The following is a 23,465-nucleotide window of genomic DNA, read 5'->3' as shown; positions in this document are numbered from 1 at the left end:
ATTGGGGCGACCCTTCGCCTTGCGATCGCACGCACCAGACGCCGCCTGGCCCGCCCTACGGGCCGACGGCGCTCCTTTCGAAACACGCCCCAGGTCCGGTTCCCTAGGCTGTTCCCATGCTTTCGGAACCACGCTCGGGGCTGCTGGCCTCATGGGGAAACGCGCTTCTGGCCGGACTTGTCTCACCGGACGACGCTGCGCTCGCGATTGTCGGAGAGGACGCGGTGCACCGCGTCGAGGGGCTGCCGGGTGAGGCGGGACCGGTCGGGCTCACGCTGGCACTGGGGCGGCTGCGCGGATTGGGAGTGACGGGCTTCCGGGTCGCACTGCCGGTGCCGGGGCATCCGCTCGGGCTCAGCGGCCCGCCCGAGTTCAATGCGCGGGCGCTGGAGGCGGAGGAGGCGGTGGTCGCGTCCGGTGCTCCGTACGGGCTGGTGCCCGAGGTGCGGGAGGCGGGGCCTGCCGGTGATCTGCACGTCGAGGTGGTGTGGCACTGCCTGCCGGTGCGGGAGGCGCCGCCGGCCGATGTGCCGTCGCTGAGTGAGGCGGAGCGGGAGCTCGCGGAGGCGTTGCGGGATGCGACGGCGGCGCTGTCGCGGCTCGATGTGGCCGGGTCCGGGCCGGTGGCGGAGGCGGCGCTGGATGCGTACCGGGCGCGGGCGGAGCGGGGGCGGGAGCTGCTCGCTCCGGGATATCCGCCGCGGGCGGTACGGGTGCTGGAGCTGGCGCAGCGGGTGGGGCTGCTGATCTCGCTCGCGTACGAGAACGGGCACGGTGGGGCGGTGAGCGCGTCGGAGATCGCGGCCCGGGGGGCGGCGCTGCGGCCGGTGGAGCGGGTGGCTCGGCGGGCGCAGGTGGCGGCGTACAACGCTTATGTGGAAGGGCGAAAACGGGGGTAAGGGCTGTCCCACGGCGGGGACTGGATCAGGGAGCGGCATCATGCGGCTTCGACCGCAAGGCGTCGGATGGAGTCGACGCGGAGCGGCGGTGACCGACGACAACGCCGCACGCGCAGTCGCAGGGCGTCGGGAGCCCGCCCCCTGTCGCGGGGCAGGCCGTAAGGTGCGGGGACGGGGCGTCCGGTGGCTCGTCCGTCCTCGATCGCCTGGACGGGCTTGATGGTGCCGGGCGGGCATGACTCGACCCGTTGCGGCTCGAGCCTCGGTGATGATGGGCCGTGAGTTGTGGTGTGGGGCAACATGGTTGATGCCGGACGGGTCCCTTTCGGGGCCGTCCGGCATCGGGGGAACCGGGGTGGTCAGCCGTTGTGGCCGACGTTACCGAAGGCCGGGTTGAGCAGGCCGATCACGTTCACCGTGTTGCCGACCACATTCACCGGGATGTGGACCGGGACCTGGATGACGTTGCCACTGACCACGCCCGGGGAGTGGGTCGCCACACCGTGGGCACCCGCACCGTGACCGGTGGCGGAGGCCGCGCCGGCGCCTGCGGCGATGATGCCGCCGGCGATCACGGTGACGGCCGCAGCCTTCTTCAGGTTCTTCACTTCAGGATCCTCCTCGCGTCGCTGCGGCCGGCCGCCGCAGCACGCCATGGAGAACGCCCTCGGACCCGACAGGATGCGCCGTACGGGTGACATACACCCGACAGTATGAATCTCAGTCCGGAGGGAACCGTTCCGCGCCCGCGCCGATCAGCCCGCCACCCCGTGGCGGACAGCCCAGAGCGCCGCCTGGGTGCGGTCCGCCAGATCCAGCTTCATCAAGATGTTCGAGACGTGTGTCTTGACGGTCTTTTCGGAGAGAACCAGGGACCGCGCGATCTCGCGGTTGGAGCGGCCGTCGGCGATCAGGCCGAGGACCTCCCGCTCCCGTTCGGTGAGGGTGCTCCCCCGGCCGGTCCCGGCGCCTGTGTCCTCCTGGGCGAGGAGAGCCCCGGCGACCTCCGACTGGAGCAGGACATGGCCCGCATGGACCGAGCGGATGGCGCCGGCCAGCGCTTCCGGGTCGACGTCCTTGTACACGTAACCGGAGGCGCCCGCACGCAGGGCCGGGACCACCGTCCGCTGCTCGGTGAAGCTGGTGACGATCAGCACCTTGGCCGGGTTGTCCAGTCCGCGGAGCTTGCGGAGCGCCTCGATGCCGTCGGTGCCCGGCATCTTGATGTCCATCAGCACCACGTCGGGGCGGAGTTCCTCGGAGCGGGCGACTCCTTCGGCGCCGTCGGCCGCCTCGCCGACGACCTCTATGTCGTCCTGGATCTCCAGGAACGTACGCAGACCGCGGCGGACCACCTGGTGGTCGTCGACCAGCAGCACCCTGATGATCTTGTCAGCCACCGGGGACCTCCATCTCGATCGTGGTGCCCTTGCCGGGCGCCGATTCAACGGTGAGCCTGCCGCCGACGCCGCTCGCGCGGTCCCGCATCGACACCAGACCCAGATGACGGCCCGCCTGCCGCGTCGCCGTGGGCTCGAATCCGCTGCCGTCGTCCATGATCCGCAGCACCGTGCCGCTGCCACGACGGGCGAGCGTGACGCAGACCTGCTCAGCGCCCGAGTGGCGCAGCGCGTTGTGCAGGGCCTCCTGGGAGACCCGGAGCAGCGCCTCCTCCTGAGCGGCGGGCAGGGCTCGTACACCGACGCTCTCGAAGGTGACCTTGGCGGTGTGGGCGCGGTCCAGGACATGGACCTGGGTGCGGAGGGTGGCGATCAGGCCGTCCTCGTCGAGCGCTGCGGGGCGCAGTTCGACGACGGCGGCGCGCAACTCGTCCACTGCCTCCGCGGCCAGCGCGGCGACCTGCTGGAGCTCGCCCTTGGCGCGGGCCGGGTCGCGGTCGACGAGGGCGGCGGCTGCCTGGGCCGTCAGCCGCAGGGAGAACAGCTTCTGGCTGACCGCGTCGTGCAGCTCGTGGGCGAGGCGGGAGCGCTCCTCGGCGATGGTGAGCTCGCGGCTGCGCTCGTACAGCCGGGCATTGGTGAGGGCGATCGCCGCGTGCTGGGCGAGGATCGACAACAGCTCTTCGTCCTGCGCGGTGAAGCCGCAGCCGCCCTGAGGTTTGGGGCAGCGCTTGTTGGCGAGGAAGAGCGCGCCGATGATCTCGTCGCCGTCCCTGATGGGCAGGCCGAGGAAGTCGGACATGTCCGGGTGGGCGGCCGGCCAGCCCTCGAAGCGGGGGTCCTTGCGGACATCGGCGAGGCGCTCCGGCTTCGCCTCGTGGAGCATCGCGGCGAGAATGCCGTGCTGCCGGGGCAGCGGACCGATGGCCTTCCACTGCTCGTCGCTGACGCCGTCGACGACGAACTGGGCGAAGCCGCCGTGGTCGTCGGGGACGCCCAGGGCCGCGTACTCGGCGTCCAGCAGTTCGCGGGCCGAGGCGACGATGGTCTTCAGGACGTCACGCACTTCGAGGTGCCGGCTCATGGCGAGCAGCGCGGCACTCACCGCTGCGAGGCCCGACGGTGGGCTGTGGCTCATGGCCTCACCGTACCGGCGGGGGTGAGGGTTCCGTATCGGCCTGTGGACGGCCGGTACCTAAGGCGTCGGCCCTAGGCCGAAGTGCCTTGCGGGCGTGCGGCTCGCGGACGAGGCGCGGGGCAGGGCGACGTTCCTACGTTGGGGGTGCCGAGGTCCATCGGTGATCGACTGGGTAACAAAGGGGACGGTTGGCATGCCTGTCGCGATGATCACGGGCGCTTCGAAGGGACTGGGGCGTGCGCTGGCGGCCGCGCTCGCTCAGCGGGGCTGGGATCTGGTGCTGGACGCCAGGACCGCGAGCGCGCTGGAGGGGACGGCGAAGGAGCTGGCGGCATGCGGGGCGCGGGTGGCGGCGGTACCCGGGGATGTCACGGATGCCGCACACCGCGGGGCACTGGTGGCCGCCGCCGGTGAGCTCGGCGGGCTCGATCTGCTGGTGAGCAATGCGAGTGCACTGGGTGCGGAGCCGCTCGTGCGGCTCGACGCGCTGTCGCTGGGCGGGCTCCGGCAGGCGCTGGAGACCAATGTGGTGGCGGCGCTCGGTCTGGTGCAGGGGACGCTGCCGCTGCTGCGGGCGTCGGCGGCGGGCACGGTCGTGGTGGTGAGTTCGGACGCGGCGGCGGAGCCATACGAGACCTGGGGCGGTTACGGGGCGTCGAAGGCGGCGCTCGACCAGCTGGCCGCGGTGCTGGGGGTGGAGGAGCCGGGGCTGCGCGTGTGGGCGGTCGATCCGGGCGACATGCAGACCGATCTGTATGCGTCGGCGGTGCCGGAGGACGAGAGTTCGCGGCCGCGTCCGGAGAGCGTGGTGCCCGCGTTCCTGCGGCTGCTGGAGCGTCGGCCGGCGAGCGGGCGGTATGCGGCGCCTGCGCTGACGGAGACAGGGGCGGAGCGGTGACCGCCCTGGACAGGTTGACGGTGCCTCCGGAGCTCTCGGCCCGGGTGCCGGCGGAGCAGCGCGGCGCGGGGCGTGACGACGTGCGGATGCTGGTGTCCCGGGGTCGGGAGGTGTCGCACCGTGCGTTCCGGGAGCTGCCGGGGCTGCTGCGGGCCGGGGACGTGCTCGTCGTCAATACGTCTGCGACGCTGCCCGCCGCGGTGAACGGGCGGGTCGGCGGTACGCGGGCGGTCGTGCACTTCTCGACGCGGGGTGAGGACGGGCGCTGGGCGGTGGAGCTGCGCCAACCCGACGGGACGGGGGCGACGGTGCTGCGCCGCGGCGGGCCGACGGGGACGGTCGTCCAGCTCCCGGGCGGCTCGCGGCTGGTGCTGCAGGAGCCGCTGGGTGGTGCGGCGGCGGGCGCCAGGTTGTCGGGCGCCAGGTTGTGGTGGGCGCGGGTGTCGACGGAGGTGCCGGGGCTGCTGCGGCGGTACGGGCGGCCGATCCGTTACGGGTATACGGAGCGGGACCAGCCGTTGTCCGCGTATCAGACGGTGTTCGCGGTGGAAGCCTCCGACGGGAGCGGTTCGGCGGAGATGCCGAGCGCGGCGAGGCCGTTCACGCCGCGGATGGTGGCCGCGCTGGTGCGTCGCGGGGTGCAGTTCGCGCCGCTGACGCTGCATACCGGGGTGGCGTCGGCCGAGGCATACGAGCCGCCGTACCCCGAGCGCTTCGAGGTGCCGCGGACTACGGCCTGGCTGGTCAACGCGGCGCGGGCGACGAGCGGGCGGGTGATCGCGGTCGGTACGACGGCGGTGCGGGCGCTGGAGTCGTCGGCGGGCGCGGACGGGGTGGTGCGGCCGGCGGCCGGCTGGACGGATCTGGTGGTGACGCCGCGGCGCGGGGTGCGGGCGGTGGACGGGCTGCTGACCGGGCTGCACGAGCCGGAGGCCTCGCATCTGCTGATGCTGGAGGCGGTCGCGGGGCGGGCCGCGCTGCAGTGCGCATATCCGGAGGCACTGCGGCACCGGTACCTCTGGCATGAGTTCGGAGACGTGCATCTCCTGCTCCCTGAACCGGAGTCTCACGCTATGAATTGCCGAAGCAACGATTGGTGAAGTTGTTACGCGGCCGATGTGAGGCCGCGCATAGGACCCACGTCACTTACGAAGCTGGCTAGTGGATACATAAGGGCCACATGGGCGGTTACGAGCGCGGACCGTCCTGTCCGGGCGCGCCCTTGATCCACTAGCCGGCTTCGTACGTCACACCTTTGCCACGGGATTTTGCGGCCGCTAAGAATTGCCCTCGTCCCCGACGGAGATGCGAACTGTCGCTTCCGTCTCGTCCTCCGTGAGGACTCCAGCGATTCGAAGAGGTACGACTGAATGTCCGCGTCCAGCATCACCAGCCGTATTCGCTGCCTGAACAAGACCCAGAGGCTCTCCGCGGTCGGCGTCTCCGCTGTCGCCGCCGCCGCTCTCTCGCTCTCCCTCGTCCCGGCCCACGCCGAGACTCCGGCCAAGCCGCAGAGCGAGCCGCAGGCTGCTTCCGCCGCTCCGGTGGCCTTCAGCCTCGACGCCGGTGCCCCGCAGGCCAAGGTCATCCAGGCCAGCCTCATCGAGCAGCACTCCACCGCCGAGCAGCTGGTGAAGGCCGCTGACGCGGTCAGGGCGAAGCAGGCCGCCGCCGAGAAGGCGAAGGCCGAGGCCGCCGCACAGGCCAAGGCAGATGCCGAGAAGGCGAAGGCCGAGGCCGCCGCACAGGCCAAGGCAGATGCCGCGAAGCGGTCCACCGAGGCCACCACGCGCTCCGTCGCCCGTACTCCGGTCTACGCCAACAACCTGGACGGCTGGATCTCCGAGGCGCTGGCCATCATGAAGGCCAAGGGCATCCCGGGTTCGTACGACGGTCTGCACCGCAACATCATGCGGGAGTCCACCGGCAACCCGAACGCGGTCAACGGCTGGGACATCAACGCCCAGAACGGCACCCCGTCCTGCGGTCTCCTGCAGGTCATCCAGCCGACGTTCAACGCGTACCACGTCCCCGGTACCTCGATGAACATCTACGACCCGGTCGCCAACATCACCGCCGCGGCCAACTACGCCGCCGACCGGTACGGCTCGATCGACAACGTCAACAGCGCGTACTGACCTTCGCGGCACGGCGCCGCGCACACGCCTACGACGAAGGGCGGCACCCGATCCGGGGTGCCGCCCTTCGTCCGCGTGCGCGGTGCCCAGGTCTACTTGCGCATGACCTCGGGCTCATGGCGGCGCAGCAGTCGCGCGACCGCGAAGCCGCAGATGATGCCGAGGAACAGCAGCACCGAGATGTTCATCCCCCACTGACCGGCCGTGTGCTCCCACAGCGGGTCGAGGTCGGTCGGGTTCTTCTGGTCCCACGGCGGCATCAGGTGCGCCAGGTCGAGCGTCGAGCCCGCGCCGGCGATGGCCCAGCGGGACGGCATCAGCCAGGCGAACTGCTCCAGGCCGGGCGATCCGTACACCTGGAAGAGGATGCCGGTGAAGACGACCTGGACGATCGCGAACATGACCAGCAGTGGCATGGTCTTCTCGGAGGTCTTCACCAGCGAGGAGATCACCAGACCGAACATCATCGAGGTGAAGCCGAGCGCGATGATCGTCACGCAGAGCTCGACGGCCGGCGGCATGATCAGACCCTCTTCGGGCAGATCACGGGTGGCGAAGCCGATGCCGCAGATGATGACGCCCTGGATGGCCGTGATCACGCCGAGGACGATCACCTTGGACATCAGATAGGCGGAGCGGGAGAGGCCGGTGGCCCGTTCCCGTTCGTAGATGACACGTTCCTTGATCAGTTCTCGTACGGAGTTGGCCGCACCGGAGAAGCACATGCCGACCGCGAGGATCAGCATGATCGTTCCGGCATCTCCGTTGAACCGGGACGGCGGCTTCGGCGGGGCCAGGCCGAAGTCGGCCGGGATGACCACACTGACGACGCCGAGCACCGCGGGCAGGATCACCATCAGACCCATGAAGCCCTTGTCGGACGCGATCACCGACACGTACCGGCGCATCAGCGTCCACAGCTGCGCCCCCCAGCCCTGCGGCTTCGGCGGGCGCATCTGCTGGGAGGGCGGCATGTGTACGGACTGTGCGGCGACGGCGTCGATGTCCGCGGCGTACATCTGGTAGTGCTGCGAACCGCGCCAGCGGCCGGCCCAGTCGTAGTCGCGGTAGTTCTCGAATGCGGAGAAGACGTCGGCCCAGGTCGTGTAGCCGAAGAAGTTGAGCGCTTCCTCCGGCGGACCGAAGTAGGCGACGGAACCGCCGGGCGCCATGACGAGCAGCTTGTCGCAGAGCGCCAGCTCGGCGACGGAGTGCGTGACGACGAGGACCGTACGGCCGTCGTCGGCGAGACCGCGCAGCAGCTGCATGACGTCGCGGTCCATGCCCGGGTCGAGTCCGGAGGTCGGCTCGTCCAGGAAGATCAGCGACGGCTTGGTGAGCAGTTCCAGGGCGACCGAGACACGCTTGCGCTGGCCACCGGAGAGCGAGGTGACCTTCTTGTCCTTGTGGATGTCGAGCTTGAGCTCGGCGAGGACCTCGTGGATCCGGGACTGGCGCTCGGCCTCGGTGGTGTCCGCGGGGAAGCGGAGCTTGGCCGCGTACTTGAGGGCCTTGGTGACGGTGAGTTCCTTGTGCAGGATGTCGTCCTGCGGGACCAGACCGATGCGCTGGCGCAGCTCGGCGAACTGCTTGTACAGGTTCCGGTTGTCGTAGAGGACGTCACCCTGGTTGGCGGGCCGGTAGCCGGTGAGCGCCTTGAGCAGGGTGGACTTGCCGGAACCCGAGGGGCCGATGACCGCGATCAACGACTTCTCCGGGGCACCGAACGAGACGTCCTTGAGGATCTGCTTCCCGCCGTCGACCGTCACCGTGAGGTGGCGGGCGGAGAAGGAGACCTCACCGGTGTCGACGAACTCTTCCAGCCGGTCGCCGACCACGCGGAAGGTCGAGTGACCGACACCGACGATGTCGCTCGGGCCGATCAGCGCGGAGCCGGACTTCTGGAGCGGCTGGCCGTTGACGTACGTGCCGTTGTGGGAACCGAGATCGCGGATCTCGAAGCGGCCGTCGGGTGTCGCGTGGAACTCGGCGTGGTGGCGCGAGACCTGGAGGTCGGAGACGACGAGTTCGTTCTCCAGCGCACGACCGATGCGCATGACCCTGCCCAGGGCCACCTGGTGGAACGTCGTCGGACTGCGGTCTCCGTAGACCGGCGGAGCCCCCGCGGCACCACCGGGTCCGCCCGCGACGGGCGGCCTGGCCGCGCCCTGCTGGTGCGGGACATGAGGCTGCTGCGGCGCGCCCTGCTGCTGCCAGGCCTGCTGCTGGAGCGCTGAGGGGTCCTGCTGCTGGCCCGGCCGGCCCGCGCCGCCCTGCTGGGGCTGCTGAACGGGGGCCTGCTGTGCGCCCGCGCCCTGACCGCTGTACACATCGGCGGCCGCGGCGGCGCCGCTGAAGCTCAGCCTCGGTCCGTCAGTGGCGTTGCCCAGGTGCACGGCCGAGCCCGGCCCGATTTCCATCTGGTGGATTCGCCGGCCCTGGACATAGGTGCCGTTGGTGGAACCGTGGTCCTCGATGAACCAACTCCGGCCCGCCCAGCTGATCGTGGCATGCCGCCACGAAACCCTGGCGTCGTCGATCGTCAGGTCGCCCTGTGGATCGCGACCGAGGGTGTATGGCCTGGACGGATCGAGCGTCCAGGTCCTTCCATTCAATTCCAGTACGAGTTCCGGCACTCCGCGCCCCACTAGTTGTCCCCCGAGTGACCCCCATCACAGGGAGTCCAGGGATGCTGAACATCGTGGGGAACTATTCCAGGAGCAGTCACCGCTACGAAAGTCGGGCGAGGTCAAGGCCGAATCGAGACCTGCTGCGACGCACCGTTGACAAGGCAGAAACAGGCTCGGAGAGTAGTAAGTGCCCACGAGTGCGTACGGATCATGAGTGACCAGGTCAACTCAGGTCATCTCGGCACTGATTGAGGGGGGCCGGATGGCGGGGTACGCACACGGGAGCGGCGGCAGTACGGGGCGTGTCCCGTGGGGGGACGTGGTGTTGGCGTCCGTCGCCTCGGTCAGCTGGGCGATGGCCGGGATGGCGGGGACGGCGGCCCTCGGGCTGCATCTGCTCGGGGCCGACTCGGCCGGGGCGCTGGGACCGATGACGGCGGCCGTCGTGGTGCTGGGAGCGGGCGGATCGGTCTCTCCGTCCGGCAATGTCGAGGCGTTCGGGCTGGACGACGCCGAGGCGCACACCGCTCTCGCCGTCACACCGCTCGGGGTGGGACTGGTCGGTGCACTGCTGCTCTCCCTCTTCTTCCTGCGGTCGCTGCGCGGGGTGGGAGCGGTCCTCTCCGGTGCCGAACTCGCGGTCCGTGCGGGGATGGTGGCGGTCATGTTCGTCGCCGTGCTCGGCGGGCTCGCCTGGGTGGGTCACGATGTCGCGACGATCGATGGCGGGGCGCTGGGCCCGGCCGGGGTGCCAGGGGCGGGAGGCGGCGGTCTGCCCGGTGGGCTCGGTGATCTGAGCGGTCTGTTGCCGGACCGGCTGGCGGATCTCGCACGGGCGCAGGCGCGGGTCGGGTTCACCGTCGACTCGTCCAGCTCCCTTGCGGGTGGGGCGTGTTGGGTTCTCGGAGTGCTGGTCATCGCCCTGCTCGCCTCGCGCCGCACCCCGTTGCCGTCCGCGCTGGCATGGGTGGACCGGACGGTGCGGCCTGCGGCTTCCGCGGTCGTGTCGGTGCTGCTCGTCGCGGTGGTTGCCGGGTGCGCGGCCGCGGCGTACGCGGCGATCGGCGACGCCCACCCGAAACGGATCGCGGGTGCCGCGCTGCTGGGGGCGCCGAACGGGGCGTGGCTCGCGGTGCCGCTCGGCCTCTTCGTGCCGTGGGACGGTCGGGCGACCGGTGAGCTGGCCAAGGTGCTGCCCGACCCGCTGGACGAGCTGTTACGGGTGTCCGCCGACGAGCCGGTGACGGTCGGGCGGCTGGCCGGGCTGGACGGCCGGGTCTGGCTGTTGGCGGTCGCCGCCGTGGTGATGATGCTGTACGCGGGGGTGCTGGCCGCGACCCGCACGCCCCGGGGGGAGCTGACCGCGGCCGGGTTCGTGGGACGGTGTGCCGTGCGGCTCGCAGGCGTAACGGCGTCGGCACTGGCGCTCCTGGTGTGGCTGACGCAGGTGTCCGCGGATGCGTCGCTTTCGGTGCTGGGCTTCGACACCTTCGGCGCCGGAATCGAGCTGCACGGGCAGACGGGGACGGCTGCCCTGCTGGGTGCGGTGTGGGGTGCGGGCGCGGGTGCGGTGGGGGCGGCGGTGGCCTGGATGGCGGGGGCGGTTCCGTCGGAGGCAGAGCCGACCGGCGGAGGCGGAGGCAGCGGTGACGGTGGGGGGCCCGGACCGTACACGCCGTCGCCGGTGTACCGGCCGTCGCACGACGAGACCAATCCATATCTGCGTCCGTATCCGGATCCGGCGAGGGACGGGATTCACGGTGCGCCGACAGTGGTGGGGCCGATCGGTCCGCCCGTACGACCGGCCGTGCCGCCACCGGGGCCCGGGCCAGGGCCTGGGGACGTGGATGGGTTGCCGCCGTCCGGCCGGCCGCCGGAGGCCGGCTGACCGCACGGTCCGCGACGGCCGGACGGACCCGGGAGCGCGTGCGGCCCGACGGCGCCCACCGGACCGGGCGCCGCATCATCCCGCCTTGAGGACATGCGGGACCGCCGGGCGGGCTCAGACCGACCGGCACGTGGGAGGCGGCGTCGCGGGGCTGGGTACGCACATCTGCCGCGTTGTCGTCCATCACCATGGCTCCGCCGTGGCTCAATCCTCCGCCTTGCAGCTGCACGCACCCAGCCCCGCTCCTTCCCCCACCCCTCAGTGTGCCGGTCGGTCTCAAGAGGAGCTCCCACCGCATCGAACACGCACCGTGCGGGGCTGCTCACTCCCGCCGTGGACAGGGGCCGGGCCGATCGGCCGGGGACCGTTTCCGCTGTCCGGTCCGCGGGACGGGGGTTCGAGGGCATAAGGGGGACCGATACGGTGGGAACACCATGAGCGCATCTCAGTCCCCTCAGTCCTCCCCGTCTCCCGAGCCCTCTGAGGCCCCTGAGTCCCGTCAGGGCACCGACACCCCCACCCTTCTCGTGAAGATCTTCGGGAAGGATCGTCCAGGAATCACCGCCGGGCTCTTCGACACGCTCGCCGCCTATGCGGTCGATGTCGTCGACATCGAGCAGGTCGTCACCCGTGGCCGCATCGTTCTGTGCGCACTCATCACCACCCCCACCGCGGGCGGTACCACCGAGGGCGACCTGCGGGCGACCGTGCACAGCTGGGCCGAATCGCTGAAGCTGCAGGCCGAGATCATCTCCGGTACCGGTGACAACCGGCCGCGTGGATCCGGGCGCTCCCATGTGACGGTGCTCGGACACCCGCTGACCGCCGAGTCGACCGCCGCCATAGCGGCCACGATCACGTCGACCGGCGGCAACATCGACCGGATCTTCCGGCTGGCGAAGTACCCGGTCACGGCCGTCGAGTTCGCCGTGTCCGGCACCGGAACCGCGGAGCTGCGGACCGCGCTGGCGACCGAGGCCGCCGGCATCGGCGTCGATGTGGCGGTCGTGTCCGCCGGGCTGAGCCGCCGGGCGCAGCGGCTGGTCGTCATGGATGTCGACTCGACGCTGATCCAGGACGAGGTCATCGAGCTGTTCGCGGCGCACGCAGGATGCGAGGACAAGGTCGCCGAGGTGACCGAGCAGGCGATGCGTGGCGAGCTCGACTTCGAACAGTCGCTGCACGCGCGGGTGGCGCTGCTGGCGGGGCTCGATGTATCGGTGGTGGAGAAGGTGCGCGCCGAGGTGCGACTGACCCCCGGTGCGCGCACGCTGATCCGCACGCTGAAGCGGCTCGGCTATCAAGTGGGCGTCGTCTCCGGCGGGTTCACCCAGGTCACGGACGACCTGAAGGAACGGCTCGGGCTCGACTTCGCCTCTGCCAACACTCTGGAAGTGGTCGACGGCAAGCTCACCGGACGGGTCGTCGGCGACGTCGTGGACCGGGCGGGCAAGGCCCGGCTGCTGCGCAGTTTCGCCGAGCAGGCCGGGGTGCCGCTGGCGCAGACCGTCGCGATCGGTGACGGAGCGAATGACCTGGACATGCTGAACACGGCCGGTCTCGGGGTCGCCTTCAACGCCAAGCCGGTCGTCCGCGAGGCGGCGCACACCGCGGTGAACGTGCCGTTCCTGGACACCGTGTTGTATCTGCTCGGCATCACCCGTGAAGAGGTCGAGGCGGCCGACGGTCTCGTCTGACCGATCCACCGCTCCGTGTACGCGGATGGGCCCGGCACCTCACCCGTGCCGGGCCCATCCGCGTACGACGTCGCGATCAGTCGTTCGGCGTCCAGTACTCGATCAACTTGCCCACGCCGTGCTCCACGCCCTTCCAGGAACCGGAGAACTCGACGACGGCGAACGCGGCGGTCGGGAATCCGCCGCGGGTCATCCGGGCCAGGGTGTTGCCCTCCGCCGATGAGGACAGGGCGTCGGCGAGAGCGTGCATCCCGGGGTTGTGGCCGATGAGGAGCAGGTTCCGGACCTCGTCGGGGGTCTCGTTGAGCAGGGCGATCAGCTCGCCGAGCGAGGCCTCGTAGAGCCGCTCCTCGTACACGGTCCTGGGACGCTGTGGCATCTCGTGCACCGCCAGCTTCCAGGTCTCGCGCGTCCTGGCGGCGGTCGAGCAGAGGGCCAGATCGACGACGATGCCGGAATCGACGAGTTTGCGGCCTGCCACCGGCGCATCCTTACGGCCACGCTCCGCGAGCGGCCGCTCATGGTCGGAGTCCTGCGACCATTCCGCCTTTGCGTGTCTGAGAAGGACGATCCTGCGAGGTGTATCGACGCTCATACACCTCAGCTTCGCATGAAATGTTCCGCCCGTCGCAGGGAGTTGAGGGGCTCCCCCGCCGCGGGTGCACGTCCTCAGCGTGCCAGCAGATCCACGATTCGCTGAAGCAACTGACCGATCGCCGGGTCGTCCGTCGCCGCGTGTGCCTGGCCGGATCCCACCATCATCAGCAGAAGGGAGGCGAACGCCACCGAGGGGAGCGCGATGGCCCACCACGGCAGCCGGACCTCGACGCCGGCCGACGCGGGGCGCGGGGATCGGGTGTACGTAGGGGCCGACATGTCCGCCTCCGTGGGTCATCGGTTCTGATACCTGAAACCTACGGATCCGACGGCGCCCGTCCCATCCGGTGATCCACCCACTTCACCCTGGCCCTGTCCCCCTAGGGGATGGTGGTGCTAGCCCCACCGTCCCCGGCGGAGGCATCGGGGCGTGGCCCTCGGGCAGGTGTCAGGGAGAGGCGATCGAAGCGATCACTCCGATGATCACCGTGATCAGGAGCATGACTCCGAGCACGAGGAGAAGTTTCTTCTGGCCGTTCTGGGGATTCGGCTCGAGCACTGGCATGGGACCAGTCTCGCATCTCAGCTTTCGTCCTCGATCGTCCGGTCCCGCCCGGCAAGAATTCCCGCCGCCATCTGCGGCACCATGAGGCCCGCCATCAGCGCGATCGGCAGCCCCCACCCGCCGCTGTGCTGGTAGAGCACGCCGACCAGCAGCGGGCCGGGGATCGAGATCAGATAGCCGGTGGACTGGGCGAACGCCGACAGCCGGACCACTCCGGCGCCGCTCCGGGACCGCATGCCGATCATGGTGAGGGCCAGCGGGAAGGCACAGTTGGCTATGCCGAGGAGGAGCGCCCAGGCCCAGGCGCCGCCCGCCGGTGCGAGGTAGAGACCGGCGTAGCCGATGAGGCCGCAGGTGCCGAGCACGACGACGATCGGGCCCTGGTTCCGCATCCGGGCGGCGGCCCGCGGGATGACGAAGGCGAGCGGCACGCCCATGGCCATGGTCACGGCGAGCAGCACCCCCGCCGTACCGGCGGAGACCCCTGCGTCGCGGAAGATCTGCGGCATCCAGCCCATGGTGATGTACGCGGCCGTGGCCTGGAGGCCGAAGAAGCAGGCGAGGGCCCAAGCGGTGCGGGAGCGGGTGATCCGCAGGGCAGGGGCGTCCTGGTGCTGCCGGCCGGCAGGCTGCCCCCGGGTGCCGTGCCGGTCCCGTACCAGCGGGATCCAGGGCAGGATCGCCGCCGCTCCGAGCACGGCCCAGATCCCCAGACCGGCCTTCCAACTGCCGCCGAGCGCATCGGTCATGGGCACGGTGACGGCCGCGGCGACTGAGGTGCCGAGGGCCAGCGCCATGGAGTAGAGCCCGGTCATGGAGCCGACCCGGTCCGGGAACCAGCGCTTGACGATCACCGGCATCAGGACATTGCTGACGGCGATGCCCATGAGCGCGAGGGCGCTGGCGGCGAGAAAACCGGCCGTGGAACCGACGAGGGGCCGGATCAGCAGTCCGGCCGTGATGGCGGCCATGCCGGCGCAGACGACCGCGCCGGGGCCGAAGCGACGGGCGAGGCGCGGCGCCATGATGCCGAAGACGGCGAAGCAGAGCGGCGGTACGGAGGTGAGGACACCGGCCACGCTGCCGCTCATGTGCAGCCCGTCCCGTACCTCTTCGAGGAGGGCGCCGAGGCTGGTGATGGCGGGGCGGAGATTGAGCGCGGTGAGGACGAGGCCGACGGCGACCAGGCGGAGGAGCCAGGGGGCGGGACCTGTGGTGGCCGGCCGAGCCGGGGCGTCCAGGGGAATGTTCGCCGCGGTGGTGTGCCTGTTCAGGGTCAGGCGCTGGCGCTGGGTCTCGTCGTCGGACATGGGGCCCATCATAGAATCATGGGATGATTGATTGTCCAATCGTCTGAGAAGCTTCGGGAACCTTCGGGAAACCCGCAGACCCGAGAATCCGCAGACCCAGGGAACCGAGCAAGGAGCATCATGGCGCTGACGTCTCCGCGACGTTCGGCACTCGCCGACCAGGTGATTGCCCAGCTGAGGAATCAGATCACCTCGGGCGAGTGGCCCGTCGGTTCGCGGATTCCGACCGAACCCGAGCTGGTCGAGCAGCTGGGGGTGGCCCGCAACACCGTCCGCGAGGCGGTGCGCGCGCTCGCGCACAACGGGCTGCTGGACATCCGTCAGGGGTCAGGCACCTATGTCGTCGCCACCAGCGAACTGGCCGGGGTGATGCACCGCCGTTTCGCCTCCGCCGACCCGCGCCATGTCGCCGAGCTGCGCTCGACACTGGAGTCGTCCGCGGCCCGGCTGGCGGCCGTCCGGCGCACCGAGCGGGATCTGAAGCAGCTGGACGCGCTCCTGGTACGCCGCGAGGAGACCTGGGCCGCAGGAGACGCGGAGGCGTTCGTGGCAGCGGATGCCACGCTGCATCTGGCCGTGGTCGCCGCCTCGCACAATGACGTACTGACGGCTCTCTATGCCGATCTGGGGGATCTGCTGCGCGACTATCTGCGGGTCGATGTCGGGCACGAACTGCGGCCGGAGAACCATATGGACCATGGGCGACTGGTCGAGGCGATCCGGGCAGGTGACGCGGAGACCGCGGCCGCCGAGGCGGCGAGCCACGCACTGAGCTGTCTGGTGGAACGGAGATGACCCCGAAGGGTGATCTACATTCGGCGGTGGGTGACCCAGGCGGAGGCGACTTCCTTCCAGCAGCGGTCGTCGAGCCGCACCGTCTGTCCGGGAGCGACGTCGACGGGTATGCCGTCCGCGTCGATGTCCCACCAGCGGCCGCATTCGGTGTGCAGCTGCACCCGGTCGATGGAGGGGTACGGGTTGTGGCAGTAGGCGACCACCTGGGAGCCCTGGACCGTCGTACGGCATTCGGCGCCGGAGGGGTCCGGGGTGGGGCCGGCTGGTGCGGACGCTCCGGCACCCACCCGCCCCACGACGGATATGCCGATGGGGGCGGCAACTGCGACGGCGACGGCCGAGGTCGCCAGCAGGGCCCAGGTTCGGCGACGTGTGGGGCGCACAGCGATCACCTCCGCAGCCTGACCAAAAGTCCGGTTCCTCCACATTCTGTGGTGCATCGACCGTCTTTTCGACTTGAGCGGGGGGGAACCGGGCGCAGACGCACGCCGGCCGCGCACCACCCGCTCGGAGGTGGTACGCGGCCGGTTCGTGCCGGGTCGTACGAGGTCAGGCACCCATCATGTGCACGCCACCGTCGACGTGGATGATCTCGCCCGTGGTCTTCGGGAAGAAGTCCGAGAGCAGGGCGACGACGCCGCGTCCGGCCGGCTCCGGGTCGGCCATGTTCCAGGACAGCGGGGAGCGGGTGTTCCACACGTCCGCGAGCTCCGAGAAGCCCGGGATGGACTTGGCGGCCATCGAGCCGATCGGCCCGGCGGAGATCAGGTTGCAGCGGATGTTGTCCTTGCCCAGGTCGCGGGCGAGGTAGCGGGAGGTGGCCTCCAGCGCCGCCTTGGCCGGGCCCATCCAGTCGTACTGCGGCCAGGCGAACTGTGCGTCGAAGGTGAGGCCGACGATCGAGCCGCCCTCGCTCATCAGCGGCTTGCAGGCCATGGCGAGCGACTTCAGCGAGAACGCCGAGACGTGCATCGCGGTCGAGACCGACTCGAACGGGGTGTTCAGGAAGTTGCCGCCGAGCGCGTCCTGCGGCGCGAAGCCGATGGAGTGGACGACGCCGTCCAGCGAACCGAGCTCCTCACGGACCAGGCCTTCGAGCCGGTCCAGGTGCTCGGTGTTGGTCACGTCCAGCTCGATGACCTTGGCGGGCTTGGGCAGCTTCTTGGCGATGCGCTCCGTCAGCGTGGGCCGGGGGAAGGCCGTCAGGATGACTTCGGCACCCTGCTCCTGGGCCACCTTGGCGGTGTGGAAAGCGATGGACGACTCCATCAGCACACCGGTGATGAGGATGCGCTTGCCGTCGAGAATTCCGATCATGGTGGTCAGTGACCCATGCCCAATCCGCCGTCAACGGGGATGACGGCTCCAGTGATGTACGACGCGTCGTCGGAGGCGAGGAAGCGCACTGCGGCGGCGATCTCCTCGGGCTGCGCGTAACGGGCCAGCGGCACCTGGGCGACGATGCCCTTGCGCTGCTCCTCGGTGAGCGCCTGAGTCATGTCGGTGTCGACAAAACCGGGCGCGACGACGTTGAAAGTGATGTTCCGCGAGCCGAGCTCACGCGCCAGCGACCGGGCGAAGCCGACCAGGCCGGCCTTGGACGCGGCGTAGTTGGCCTGCCCTGCCGAGCCGAGAAGGCCGACGACGGAGGAGATGAGGACGACACGGCCCTTCTTGGCGCGCAGCATGCCGCGGTTGGCACGCTTGACGACCCGGAAGGTGCCGGTGAGGTTGGTGTCGAGTACGGACGTGAAGTCCTCCTCGGACATCCGCATCAGCAACTGGTCCTTGGTGATACCGGCGTTGGCGACCAGCACCTCGACCGGACCGTGCTTCTCCTCGATCTCCTTGTATGCCTGCTCCACCTGCTCGGCGTCGGTGATGTCGCACCGGACGGCCAGGACCCCCGCTTCGGTGAGGACCTGGGGCGGCTCGCCCGAGCGGTACGTGATCGCGACCTTGTCGCCGTTGTCGGCGAAAGCGCGGGCGATGGCGAGGCCGATGCCCCGGTTTCCTCCGGTGACGAGAACCGAGCGGCTCAACGGATCACCCTTTCCATAGCGGTCTGGTACCTCGAAAACCTATCGGTACCGGGCGCTCTCCAAGGACTCGGCCCCTGACAGTGGCTTCCACGAGGCACTGTGGGGTTCCTACAGTCGGCAGCGGCCCGGCCTCATTCCACCATTCCGGGCGCGTGCACGGACAGGTCCTCTTCCCTCGCCGTCTCCAGTATCCGCTTGTCGTACGTGATCAGGGAGCAAAGGCTCCGCCGATGACGAGCGCACGCGCGACATGGATGGCATCGAGGGATCTCGGGGCCCCGGAGACGCCGGGGCACATGATCCCCGCCCGCCCGGACGGCGTTCCCGACCGGCTCCCGCACGACGAGCTGGGCGATGTCGTCGGCGCCGTCCGAATGATGTGAGCGAATCCGAGCCCAGCCGCGAGCACTCCGAACCTGCGAGGAGTCCTCGTCTCGCACCCACGCCGAATTCCCCGGCGAGAGGCGTACGGCCGTGCTTCACTTCCGTCTGGTGGATTCAACGACGTGAGCGAAAAGGGGAGGCCGCACATGGCCCATGCCATCGATCAGGGGTTTCTGGCCCTGCCGCTGCGGGCCCTCGCCGACGCGGCGCTCGCCCGGGCCCGCGCGCTGGGCGCCACGCATGCGGACTTCCGTTTCGAGCGGGTGCGCAGCGCCTCCTGGCGGCTGCGGGACGCTCGGCCCTCCGGGACCTCGGACACCACGGATCTCGGGTACGCGGTGCGGGTGGTGCACGGCGGGGCGTGGGGGTTCGCGTCCGGGGTGGATCTGACCATGGACGCCGCGGCGAAGGTGGCGTCCCAGGCGGTCGCCATGGCGAAGCTCTCGGCGAAGGTGATCGCGGCGGCGGGCTCGGACGAGCGCGTGGAGCTGGCGGACGAGCCGGTGCACGGTGAGCGGACCTGGGTGTCGGCGTACGAGATCGACCCGTTCTCCGTACCGGACGAGGAGAAGGCGGGGCTGCTCGCCGAGTGGAGCAGCCGGCTCCTGGGCGCCGAGGGCGTCGCGCACGTGGACGCCTCGCTGATGACCGTCCACGAGAACAAGTTCTACGCGGATACGGCCGGCACCGTCACCACCCAGCAGCGGGTGCGGCTGCACCCGCAGTTCACCGCGGTCGCCGTGGACGGCACGACGGGTGAGTTCGACTCGATGCGGACCATCGCCCCTCCGGTGGGGCGCGGCTGGGAGTACCTCACCGGAACCGGCTGGGACTGGGATTCCGAGCTGGAGCGGATCCCGGGGCTGCTCGCGGAGAAGATGCGGGCTCCGAGCGTCGAGGCGGGGACGTACGACCTGGTGGTCGACCCGTCGAATCTCTGGCTGACGATCCATGAGTCGATCGGCCATGCCACCGAGCTGGACCGGGCGCTGGGGTACGAGGCGGCGTACGCCGGGACCTCGTTCGCCACCTTCGACCAGCTGGGCAAGCTGACGTACGGCTCCCCCGTGATGAACGTGACGGGCGACCGGACCGCCGAGCACGGACTCGCGACCATCGGGTACGACGACGAGGGTGTCGAGAGCCAGTCCTGGGGCTTGATCAAGGACGGGACGCTGGTCGGCTACCAGCTCGACCGGCGGATCGCGAAACTGACGGGTCTCGGCCGGTCCAACGGGTGCGCGTACGCGGACTCACCGAGCCATGTCCCCGTGCAGCGGATGGCGAACGTGTCGTTGCAGCCGGACCCGGGCGGCCTGTCCACCGAGGATCTGATCGGCGGGGTGGAGCGCGGCATCTATGTGGTCGGCGACCGGTCCTGGTCGATCGACATGCAGCGCTACAACTTCCAGTTCACCGCGCAACGGTTCTTCCGCATCGAGAACGGCAAGCTGGCCGGGCAGCTGCGCGACGTCGCGTACCAGGCGACGACGACGGACTTCTGGGGCTCGATGGAGAAGGTCGGCGGCCCGCAGACGTACGTCCTGGGCGGCGCCTTCAACTGCGGCAAGGCCCAGCCGGGTCAGGTCGCGGCCGTCTCGCACGGCTGCCCCTCCGCCCTCTTCCGAGGCGTGAACATCCTCAACACGACGCAGGAGGCGGGCCGATGAGCAGTCACCACGGATTCGGCCGGGGGTCCGGGGGTCGTCCCCCGGGGCAGCACAGTCTCAACACGACGCAGGAGGCGGGCCGATGAGCAGTCACCACGGATTCGGCCGGGGGTCCGGGGGTCGTCCCCCGGGGCAGCACAGTCTCAACACGACGCAGGAGGCGGGCCGATGAGCCGCATCAGCAAGCCGTACGAGATCGTCGAGCGCGCGCTCGAACTGGCCACCGCCGACGGCTGTGTCGTCATCGCCGACGAGGAGTCCTCCGCCAATCTGCGCTGGGCGGGCAACGCGCTCACCACGAACGGGGTGACCCGGGGGCGGACCCTGACGGTCATCGCGACCGTCGACGGCGCCGAGGGGGCCGCGTCCGGAGTCGTGTCGCGGTCCGCCGTCACCGCCGAGGACCTGGAGCCGCTGGTGCGGGCCGCCGAGGCGGCCGCGCGTGGCGCAGGTCCGGCGGAGGACGCGCAGCCGCTGATCACCGATGTGCCGTCATCGCCCGATTTCACGGACGCGCCGGCCGAGACGGGTTCCGACGTGTTCGCGGAGTTCGCGCCGTCGCTCGGTGACGCCTTCGCCCGCGCCCGGGCCGGTGGCCGTGAGCTGTACGGCTTCGCGCACCACCAGCTGACCTCGACGTATCTGGGCACATCGACGGGGCTGCGGCTGCGTCACGACCAGCCGAACGGCACGCTGGAGCTGAACGCCAAGTCGCCCGACCGGTCGCGTTCCGCGTGGGCGGGCCGTGCCACCAGGGACTTCAAGGACGTCGACCCGGCCGAGCTGGACGCGGAGCTGGCGCAGCGGCTCGGTTGGGCGGAGCGCCGTATCGAGCTGCCCGCCGGGCGGTACGAGACGCTGCTGCCGCCGACCGCCGTGGCCGATCTTCTGATCTATCAGCTGTGGTCGTCGACGGCCCGGGATGCCGCCGAGGGCCGAACGGTCTTCTCGAAGCCGGGTGGCGGCACCCGGCTCGGCGAGAGGCTGTCCGAGCTGCCGCTCACGCTGCGCAGCGACCCGAACGCGCCGGGGCTCGAGTCGGCGCCGTTCGTGATCGCCCATGCATCGGGCGACGGTGCTTCGGTCTTCGACAACGGTCTGCCGCTGTCGAGGACCGACTGGATCCGCGACGGCCGGCTGGACCGTCTGACCACCACCCGGCACACGGCGGGGCTCACCGGGCTGCCGGTCGCCCCCGCGATCGACAACCTGGTGCTCGACGGCGGCGGTGAGCGGTCGCTCGACGAGATGGTCGCGGCGACGACCGGCCGAGCCCTGCTGCTGACCTGCCTCTGGTACATCCGGGAGGTCGACCCTGCGACGCTGCTGCTGACCGGGCTGACCCGCGACGGGGTGTATCTCGTGGAGGACGGCGAGGTGGTCGGCGAGGTGAACAACTTCCGGTTCAACGAGTCGCCCGTCGACCTGCTCTCCCGGGCTTCCGAGGCCGGCCGCACCGAGAAGACGCTGCCGCGCGAGTGGGGCGACTGGTTCACCCGGGCCGCGATGCCGGCGCTGCGGATCCCGGACTTCAACATGAGCTCGGTCAGCCTCGGCGTGTGACCGCCATAGACTGGCCGCGGAATCAATCGAAACCGTGCAAGGAGAGAAACGACCGTGACGGACATCGTCGACGAGCTGAAGTGGCGCGGGCTGTTCGCCCAGTCCACTGACGAGGACGCATTGCGTAAGGCGCTCGCGGACGGTCCCGTCACGTTCTATTGCGGCTTCGACCCCACCGCGGCGAGTCTGCACGTCGGCCATCTGGTGCAGGTGCTCACCATGCGCCGGCTCCAGCAGGCCGGGCTGCGGCCGCTCCCCCTGGTGGGCGGGGCCACCGGTCAGATCGGTGACCCGAGGCCGACCGCCGAGCGCACGCTGAACGACCCGGAGACGGTCGCCAACTGGGTGTCGCGGCTGCGGTCCCAGATCGAGCCGTTCCTGTCCTTCGAGGGCGAGAACGCGGCGGTCATGGTCAACAACCTGGACTGGACCGCGGGCATGTCCGCGATCGAGTTCCTGCGGGACATCGGCAAGCACTTCCGGGTCAACAAGATGCTCACCAAGGACTCGGTCGCCCGCCGGCTGGAGTCGCAGGAGGGCATCAGCTACACGGAGTTCAGCTACCAGCTGCTGCAGGGCATGGACTTCCTGGAGCTGTACCGGCGGCACGGCTGCACGCTGCAGCAGGGCGGCAGCGACCAGTGGGGCAACCTCACCGCGGGTATCGACCTGATCCACCGCCTGGAGCCGGGCGCCGAGGTGCACGCGCTGGCCACCCCGCTGATGGTGAAGTCGGACGGGACCAAGTTCGGCAAGTCCGAGAGCGGGGCCGTCTGGCTGGACCCGGAGATGACGACGCCGTACGCGTTCTACCAGTTCTGGCTGAACGTGGACGACCGGGACATCTCGCCGTACATGCGGATCCTCAGCTTCAAGAGCCGTACCGAGCTGGAGGAGCTGGAGCAGCTCACCCAGGAGCGCCCGCAGGCCCGGACGGCGCAGCGCGCGTTGGCGGAGGAGCTGACGACGCTGGTGCACGGCGCCGAGCAGTGCGCGGCGGTCGTCGCGGCGTCGAAGGCACTCTTCGGCCAGGGTGAGCTGGGCGAGCTGGACGAGGCGACGCTGAGCGCCGCGCTCTCCGAGGTGCCGCACGCGCAGGTCACCGAGCTCGGCCCGCTGGTGGACCTCCTGGTGGAGGTCGGGCTGGCGCCGAGCAAGTCGGGAGCCCGCCGCACGGTCAAGGAGGGCGGGGCCTACGTGAACAACGTCAAGGTCGCGGACGGCGAGGCCGCACCGGCCCGTGAGGAACTGCTGCACGGGCGCTGGCTGGTGCTGCGCCGGGGCAAGAAGAACCTCGCGGCCATCGAGGTCATCGCCGGCTGACCGGAAACGGACGCGCACTGCGGCCGGGCACGCGAGATGCGTGCCCGGCCGCAGTGCGCTGTACGCGTGCCGGATCAGGCCTTCTGTCTGGTGCCGCGCATCGATGTCCAGAGCATGTCGCCGACACCGACGACGACCACGGCGCCGATCAGCTGCAGCAGGTGGCGCGTCCAGTCGATGCCCTTGGTTTCATTGACGCCGATCCAGGTCGCGACGGTATTACCGAGGACGCTGCCGATGATGCCGAAAACGGTCGTCAGCCAGAGTGGGATGTTCTGCTTGCCCGGCAGGATCGCCCTGGCGATCACACCGAGGACCAGACCCACGATGATTGCCCACAACCAGCCCATGTCGCCTCCTCACGCGGCGCGCTGTCGCGCATGTGCGCCCAGTCTCAGCCCATCGGTGGTGCTCCGCATGCCGGACGGGTCCGTCCGTGCCACGGGGGGCGGTTGTGCGTGAATACGGCGTGCCCCGGTCTCGAACCCGTCGGAGACCGGGCGTACCGTGGGAGCGGCTCGCGGAGAG

The 23,465-nt window shown here is 70.2% G+C and carries 23 protein-coding genes; 11 read left to right on the top strand and 12 right to left on the bottom strand.

What is annotated here, in order from left to right:
• Positions 1 to 116: 116 nt before the first annotated feature.
• Positions 117 to 899, top strand: a complete 783-nt coding sequence (locus tag AB0N06_RS19730) for a hypothetical protein (protein WP_366135968.1) — start codon at positions 117 to 119, stop codon at positions 897 to 899.
• A 359-nt stretch (positions 900 to 1,258) separates the two neighbouring features.
• On the opposite strand, the gene AB0N06_RS19725 is transcribed toward AB0N06_RS19730, so the two are convergent.
• The 3 genes from AB0N06_RS19725 to AB0N06_RS19715 all read right to left on the bottom strand — a co-directional run bounded on the left by AB0N06_RS19725 (position 1,259) and on the right by AB0N06_RS19715 (position 3,437).
• Positions 1,259 to 1,507: a chaplin gene (locus AB0N06_RS19725; protein ID WP_366135967.1), complete on the bottom strand. Its 249-nt coding sequence runs from the start codon at positions 1,505 to 1,507 to the stop codon at positions 1,259 to 1,261.
• A gap of 147 nt (positions 1,508 to 1,654) precedes the next feature.
• The gene (locus tag AB0N06_RS19720) at positions 1,655 to 2,299 is read right to left on the bottom strand and encodes a response regulator transcription factor (protein ID WP_366135966.1); all 645 of its coding nucleotides are present in this window, start codon (positions 2,297 to 2,299) and stop codon (positions 1,655 to 1,657) included.
• Positions 2,292 to 3,437, bottom strand: coding sequence for a GAF domain-containing sensor histidine kinase (locus tag AB0N06_RS19715; RefSeq protein WP_366135965.1), 1,146 nt, complete (start codon positions 3,435 to 3,437; stop codon positions 2,292 to 2,294). The genes AB0N06_RS19720 and AB0N06_RS19715 overlap by 8 nt, the downstream gene beginning before the upstream one ends.
• 193 nt (positions 3,438 to 3,630) lie before the next feature.
• On the opposite strand from AB0N06_RS19715, the gene AB0N06_RS19710 reads away from it, so the two are divergent.
• The 3 genes from AB0N06_RS19710 to AB0N06_RS19700 all read left to right on the top strand — a co-directional run bounded on the left by AB0N06_RS19710 (position 3,631) and on the right by AB0N06_RS19700 (position 6,473).
• A complete protein-coding gene (locus tag AB0N06_RS19710) occupies positions 3,631 to 4,335 on the top strand; it encodes an SDR family NAD(P)-dependent oxidoreductase (RefSeq protein WP_366135964.1) in 705 nt (234 codons plus the stop codon).
• On the top strand, positions 4,332 to 5,435 hold the full coding sequence (locus AB0N06_RS19705; RefSeq protein WP_366135963.1) for an S-adenosylmethionine:tRNA ribosyltransferase-isomerase: 1,104 nt from the start codon (positions 4,332 to 4,334) through the stop codon (positions 5,433 to 5,435). Before AB0N06_RS19710 ends, AB0N06_RS19705 begins: the two co-directional genes overlap by 4 nt.
• A 270-nt stretch (positions 5,436 to 5,705) precedes the next feature.
• Positions 5,706 to 6,473, top strand: coding sequence for a transglycosylase SLT domain-containing protein (locus AB0N06_RS19700; RefSeq protein ID WP_366135962.1), 768 nt, complete (start codon positions 5,706 to 5,708; stop codon positions 6,471 to 6,473).
• Positions 6,474 to 6,565: 92 nt separating this feature from the next.
• Here the strand turns inward: AB0N06_RS19700 and AB0N06_RS19695 are convergent, their stop codons facing one another.
• The gene (locus AB0N06_RS19695; protein WP_366135961.1) at positions 6,566 to 9,121 is read right to left on the bottom strand and encodes an FHA domain-containing protein; all 2,556 of its coding nucleotides are present in this window, start codon (positions 9,119 to 9,121) and stop codon (positions 6,566 to 6,568) included.
• A gap of 244 nt (positions 9,122 to 9,365) precedes the next feature.
• Here AB0N06_RS19695 and AB0N06_RS19690 point away from each other — a divergent pair, with 244 nt between their 5' ends.
• Together AB0N06_RS19690 and serB are read left to right on the top strand one after the other, a co-directional pair.
• Positions 9,366 to 10,991, top strand: coding sequence for a streptophobe family protein (locus AB0N06_RS19690; protein WP_366135960.1), 1,626 nt, complete (start codon positions 9,366 to 9,368; stop codon positions 10,989 to 10,991).
• Positions 10,992 to 11,425: 434 nt separating this feature from the next.
• Positions 11,426 to 12,688 carry a phosphoserine phosphatase SerB gene (gene serB / locus AB0N06_RS19685; protein WP_366135959.1) on the top strand — a complete coding sequence of 421 codons (1,263 nt, stop codon included), beginning with the start codon at positions 11,426 to 11,428 and terminating at the stop codon, positions 12,686 to 12,688.
• A gap of 76 nt (positions 12,689 to 12,764) precedes the next feature.
• Here serB and AB0N06_RS19680 read toward each other — a convergent pair whose 3' ends face one another.
• The 4 genes from AB0N06_RS19680 to AB0N06_RS19665 form a co-directional block, all read right to left on the bottom strand.
• Positions 12,765 to 13,283, bottom strand: coding sequence for a histidine phosphatase family protein (locus AB0N06_RS19680; RefSeq protein WP_366135958.1), 519 nt, complete (start codon positions 13,281 to 13,283; stop codon positions 12,765 to 12,767).
• Positions 13,284 to 13,357: 74 nt separating this feature from the next.
• Entirely contained in the window at positions 13,358 to 13,564 is a 207-nt protein-coding gene (locus AB0N06_RS19675; RefSeq protein WP_366135957.1) for a hypothetical protein, read from the bottom strand.
• Positions 13,565 to 13,733: 169 nt separating this feature from the next.
• Entirely contained in the window at positions 13,734 to 13,850 is a 117-nt protein-coding gene (locus AB0N06_RS19670) for an SGM_5486 family transporter-associated protein (RefSeq protein WP_366135956.1), read from the bottom strand.
• 17 nt (positions 13,851 to 13,867) lie between these two features.
• Positions 13,868 to 15,160 (bottom strand): MFS transporter, encoded by a 1,293-nt coding sequence (locus AB0N06_RS19665; protein ID WP_366135955.1) that lies wholly within the window; start codon positions 15,158 to 15,160, stop codon positions 13,868 to 13,870.
• Positions 15,161 to 15,280: 120 nt separating this feature from the next.
• Here AB0N06_RS19665 and AB0N06_RS19660 point away from each other — a divergent pair, with 120 nt between their 5' ends.
• Positions 15,281 to 15,955 (top strand): FadR/GntR family transcriptional regulator, encoded by a 675-nt coding sequence (locus AB0N06_RS19660; protein ID WP_366135953.1) that lies wholly within the window; start codon positions 15,281 to 15,283, stop codon positions 15,953 to 15,955.
• Positions 15,956 to 15,969: 14 nt separating this feature from the next.
• On the opposite strand, the gene AB0N06_RS19655 is transcribed toward AB0N06_RS19660, so the two are convergent.
• The 3 genes from AB0N06_RS19655 to fabG all read right to left on the bottom strand — a co-directional run bounded on the left by AB0N06_RS19655 (position 15,970) and on the right by fabG (position 17,997).
• Positions 15,970 to 16,338 carry a hypothetical protein gene (locus AB0N06_RS19655; protein WP_366135952.1) on the bottom strand — a complete coding sequence of 123 codons (369 nt, stop codon included), beginning with the start codon at positions 16,336 to 16,338 and terminating at the stop codon, positions 15,970 to 15,972.
• A gap of 166 nt (positions 16,339 to 16,504) precedes the next feature.
• Positions 16,505 to 17,272 (bottom strand): enoyl-ACP reductase FabI, encoded by a 768-nt coding sequence (gene fabI / locus AB0N06_RS19650; RefSeq protein WP_366135951.1) that lies wholly within the window; start codon positions 17,270 to 17,272, stop codon positions 16,505 to 16,507.
• Between the two features lie 5 nt (positions 17,273 to 17,277).
• The gene (gene fabG, locus AB0N06_RS19645; RefSeq protein WP_037691571.1) at positions 17,278 to 17,997 is read right to left on the bottom strand and encodes a 3-oxoacyl-[acyl-carrier-protein] reductase; all 720 of its coding nucleotides are present in this window, start codon (positions 17,995 to 17,997) and stop codon (positions 17,278 to 17,280) included.
• 230 nt (positions 17,998 to 18,227) lie between these two features.
• Here fabG and AB0N06_RS19640 point away from each other — a divergent pair, with 230 nt between their 5' ends.
• From AB0N06_RS19640 to tyrS, 4 genes are all read left to right on the top strand, one after another.
• Positions 18,228 to 18,380, top strand: a complete 153-nt coding sequence (locus tag AB0N06_RS19640; protein ID WP_366135949.1) for a hypothetical protein — start codon at positions 18,228 to 18,230, stop codon at positions 18,378 to 18,380.
• Positions 18,381 to 18,527: 147 nt separating this feature from the next.
• On the top strand, positions 18,528 to 20,051 hold the full coding sequence (locus tag AB0N06_RS19635; RefSeq protein ID WP_366135947.1) for a TldD/PmbA family protein: 1,524 nt from the start codon (positions 18,528 to 18,530) through the stop codon (positions 20,049 to 20,051).
• 168 nt (positions 20,052 to 20,219) lie between these two features.
• A complete protein-coding gene (locus tag AB0N06_RS19630) occupies positions 20,220 to 21,614 on the top strand; it encodes a metallopeptidase TldD-related protein (RefSeq protein ID WP_366135946.1) in 1,395 nt (464 codons plus the stop codon).
• A 54-nt stretch (positions 21,615 to 21,668) separates the two neighbouring features.
• The gene (gene tyrS, locus AB0N06_RS19625) at positions 21,669 to 22,937 is read left to right on the top strand and encodes a tyrosine--tRNA ligase (protein WP_366135945.1); all 1,269 of its coding nucleotides are present in this window, start codon (positions 21,669 to 21,671) and stop codon (positions 22,935 to 22,937) included.
• A 74-nt stretch (positions 22,938 to 23,011) separates the two neighbouring features.
• Here tyrS and AB0N06_RS19620 read toward each other — a convergent pair whose 3' ends face one another.
• On the bottom strand, positions 23,012 to 23,287 hold the full coding sequence (locus AB0N06_RS19620) for a GlsB/YeaQ/YmgE family stress response membrane protein (protein ID WP_358860917.1): 276 nt from the start codon (positions 23,285 to 23,287) through the stop codon (positions 23,012 to 23,014).
• Between the last annotated feature and the right edge of the window lie 178 nt (positions 23,288 to 23,465).

Source organism: Streptomyces sp. NPDC051020 (assembly GCF_040683105.1).
Taxonomy (GTDB): Bacteria; Actinomycetota; Actinomycetes; order Streptomycetales; family Streptomycetaceae; genus Streptomyces.
The sequence above is the reverse complement of the archived record's forward strand: the minus strand, read 5'-3'. Positions and strand labels throughout refer to the sequence as shown.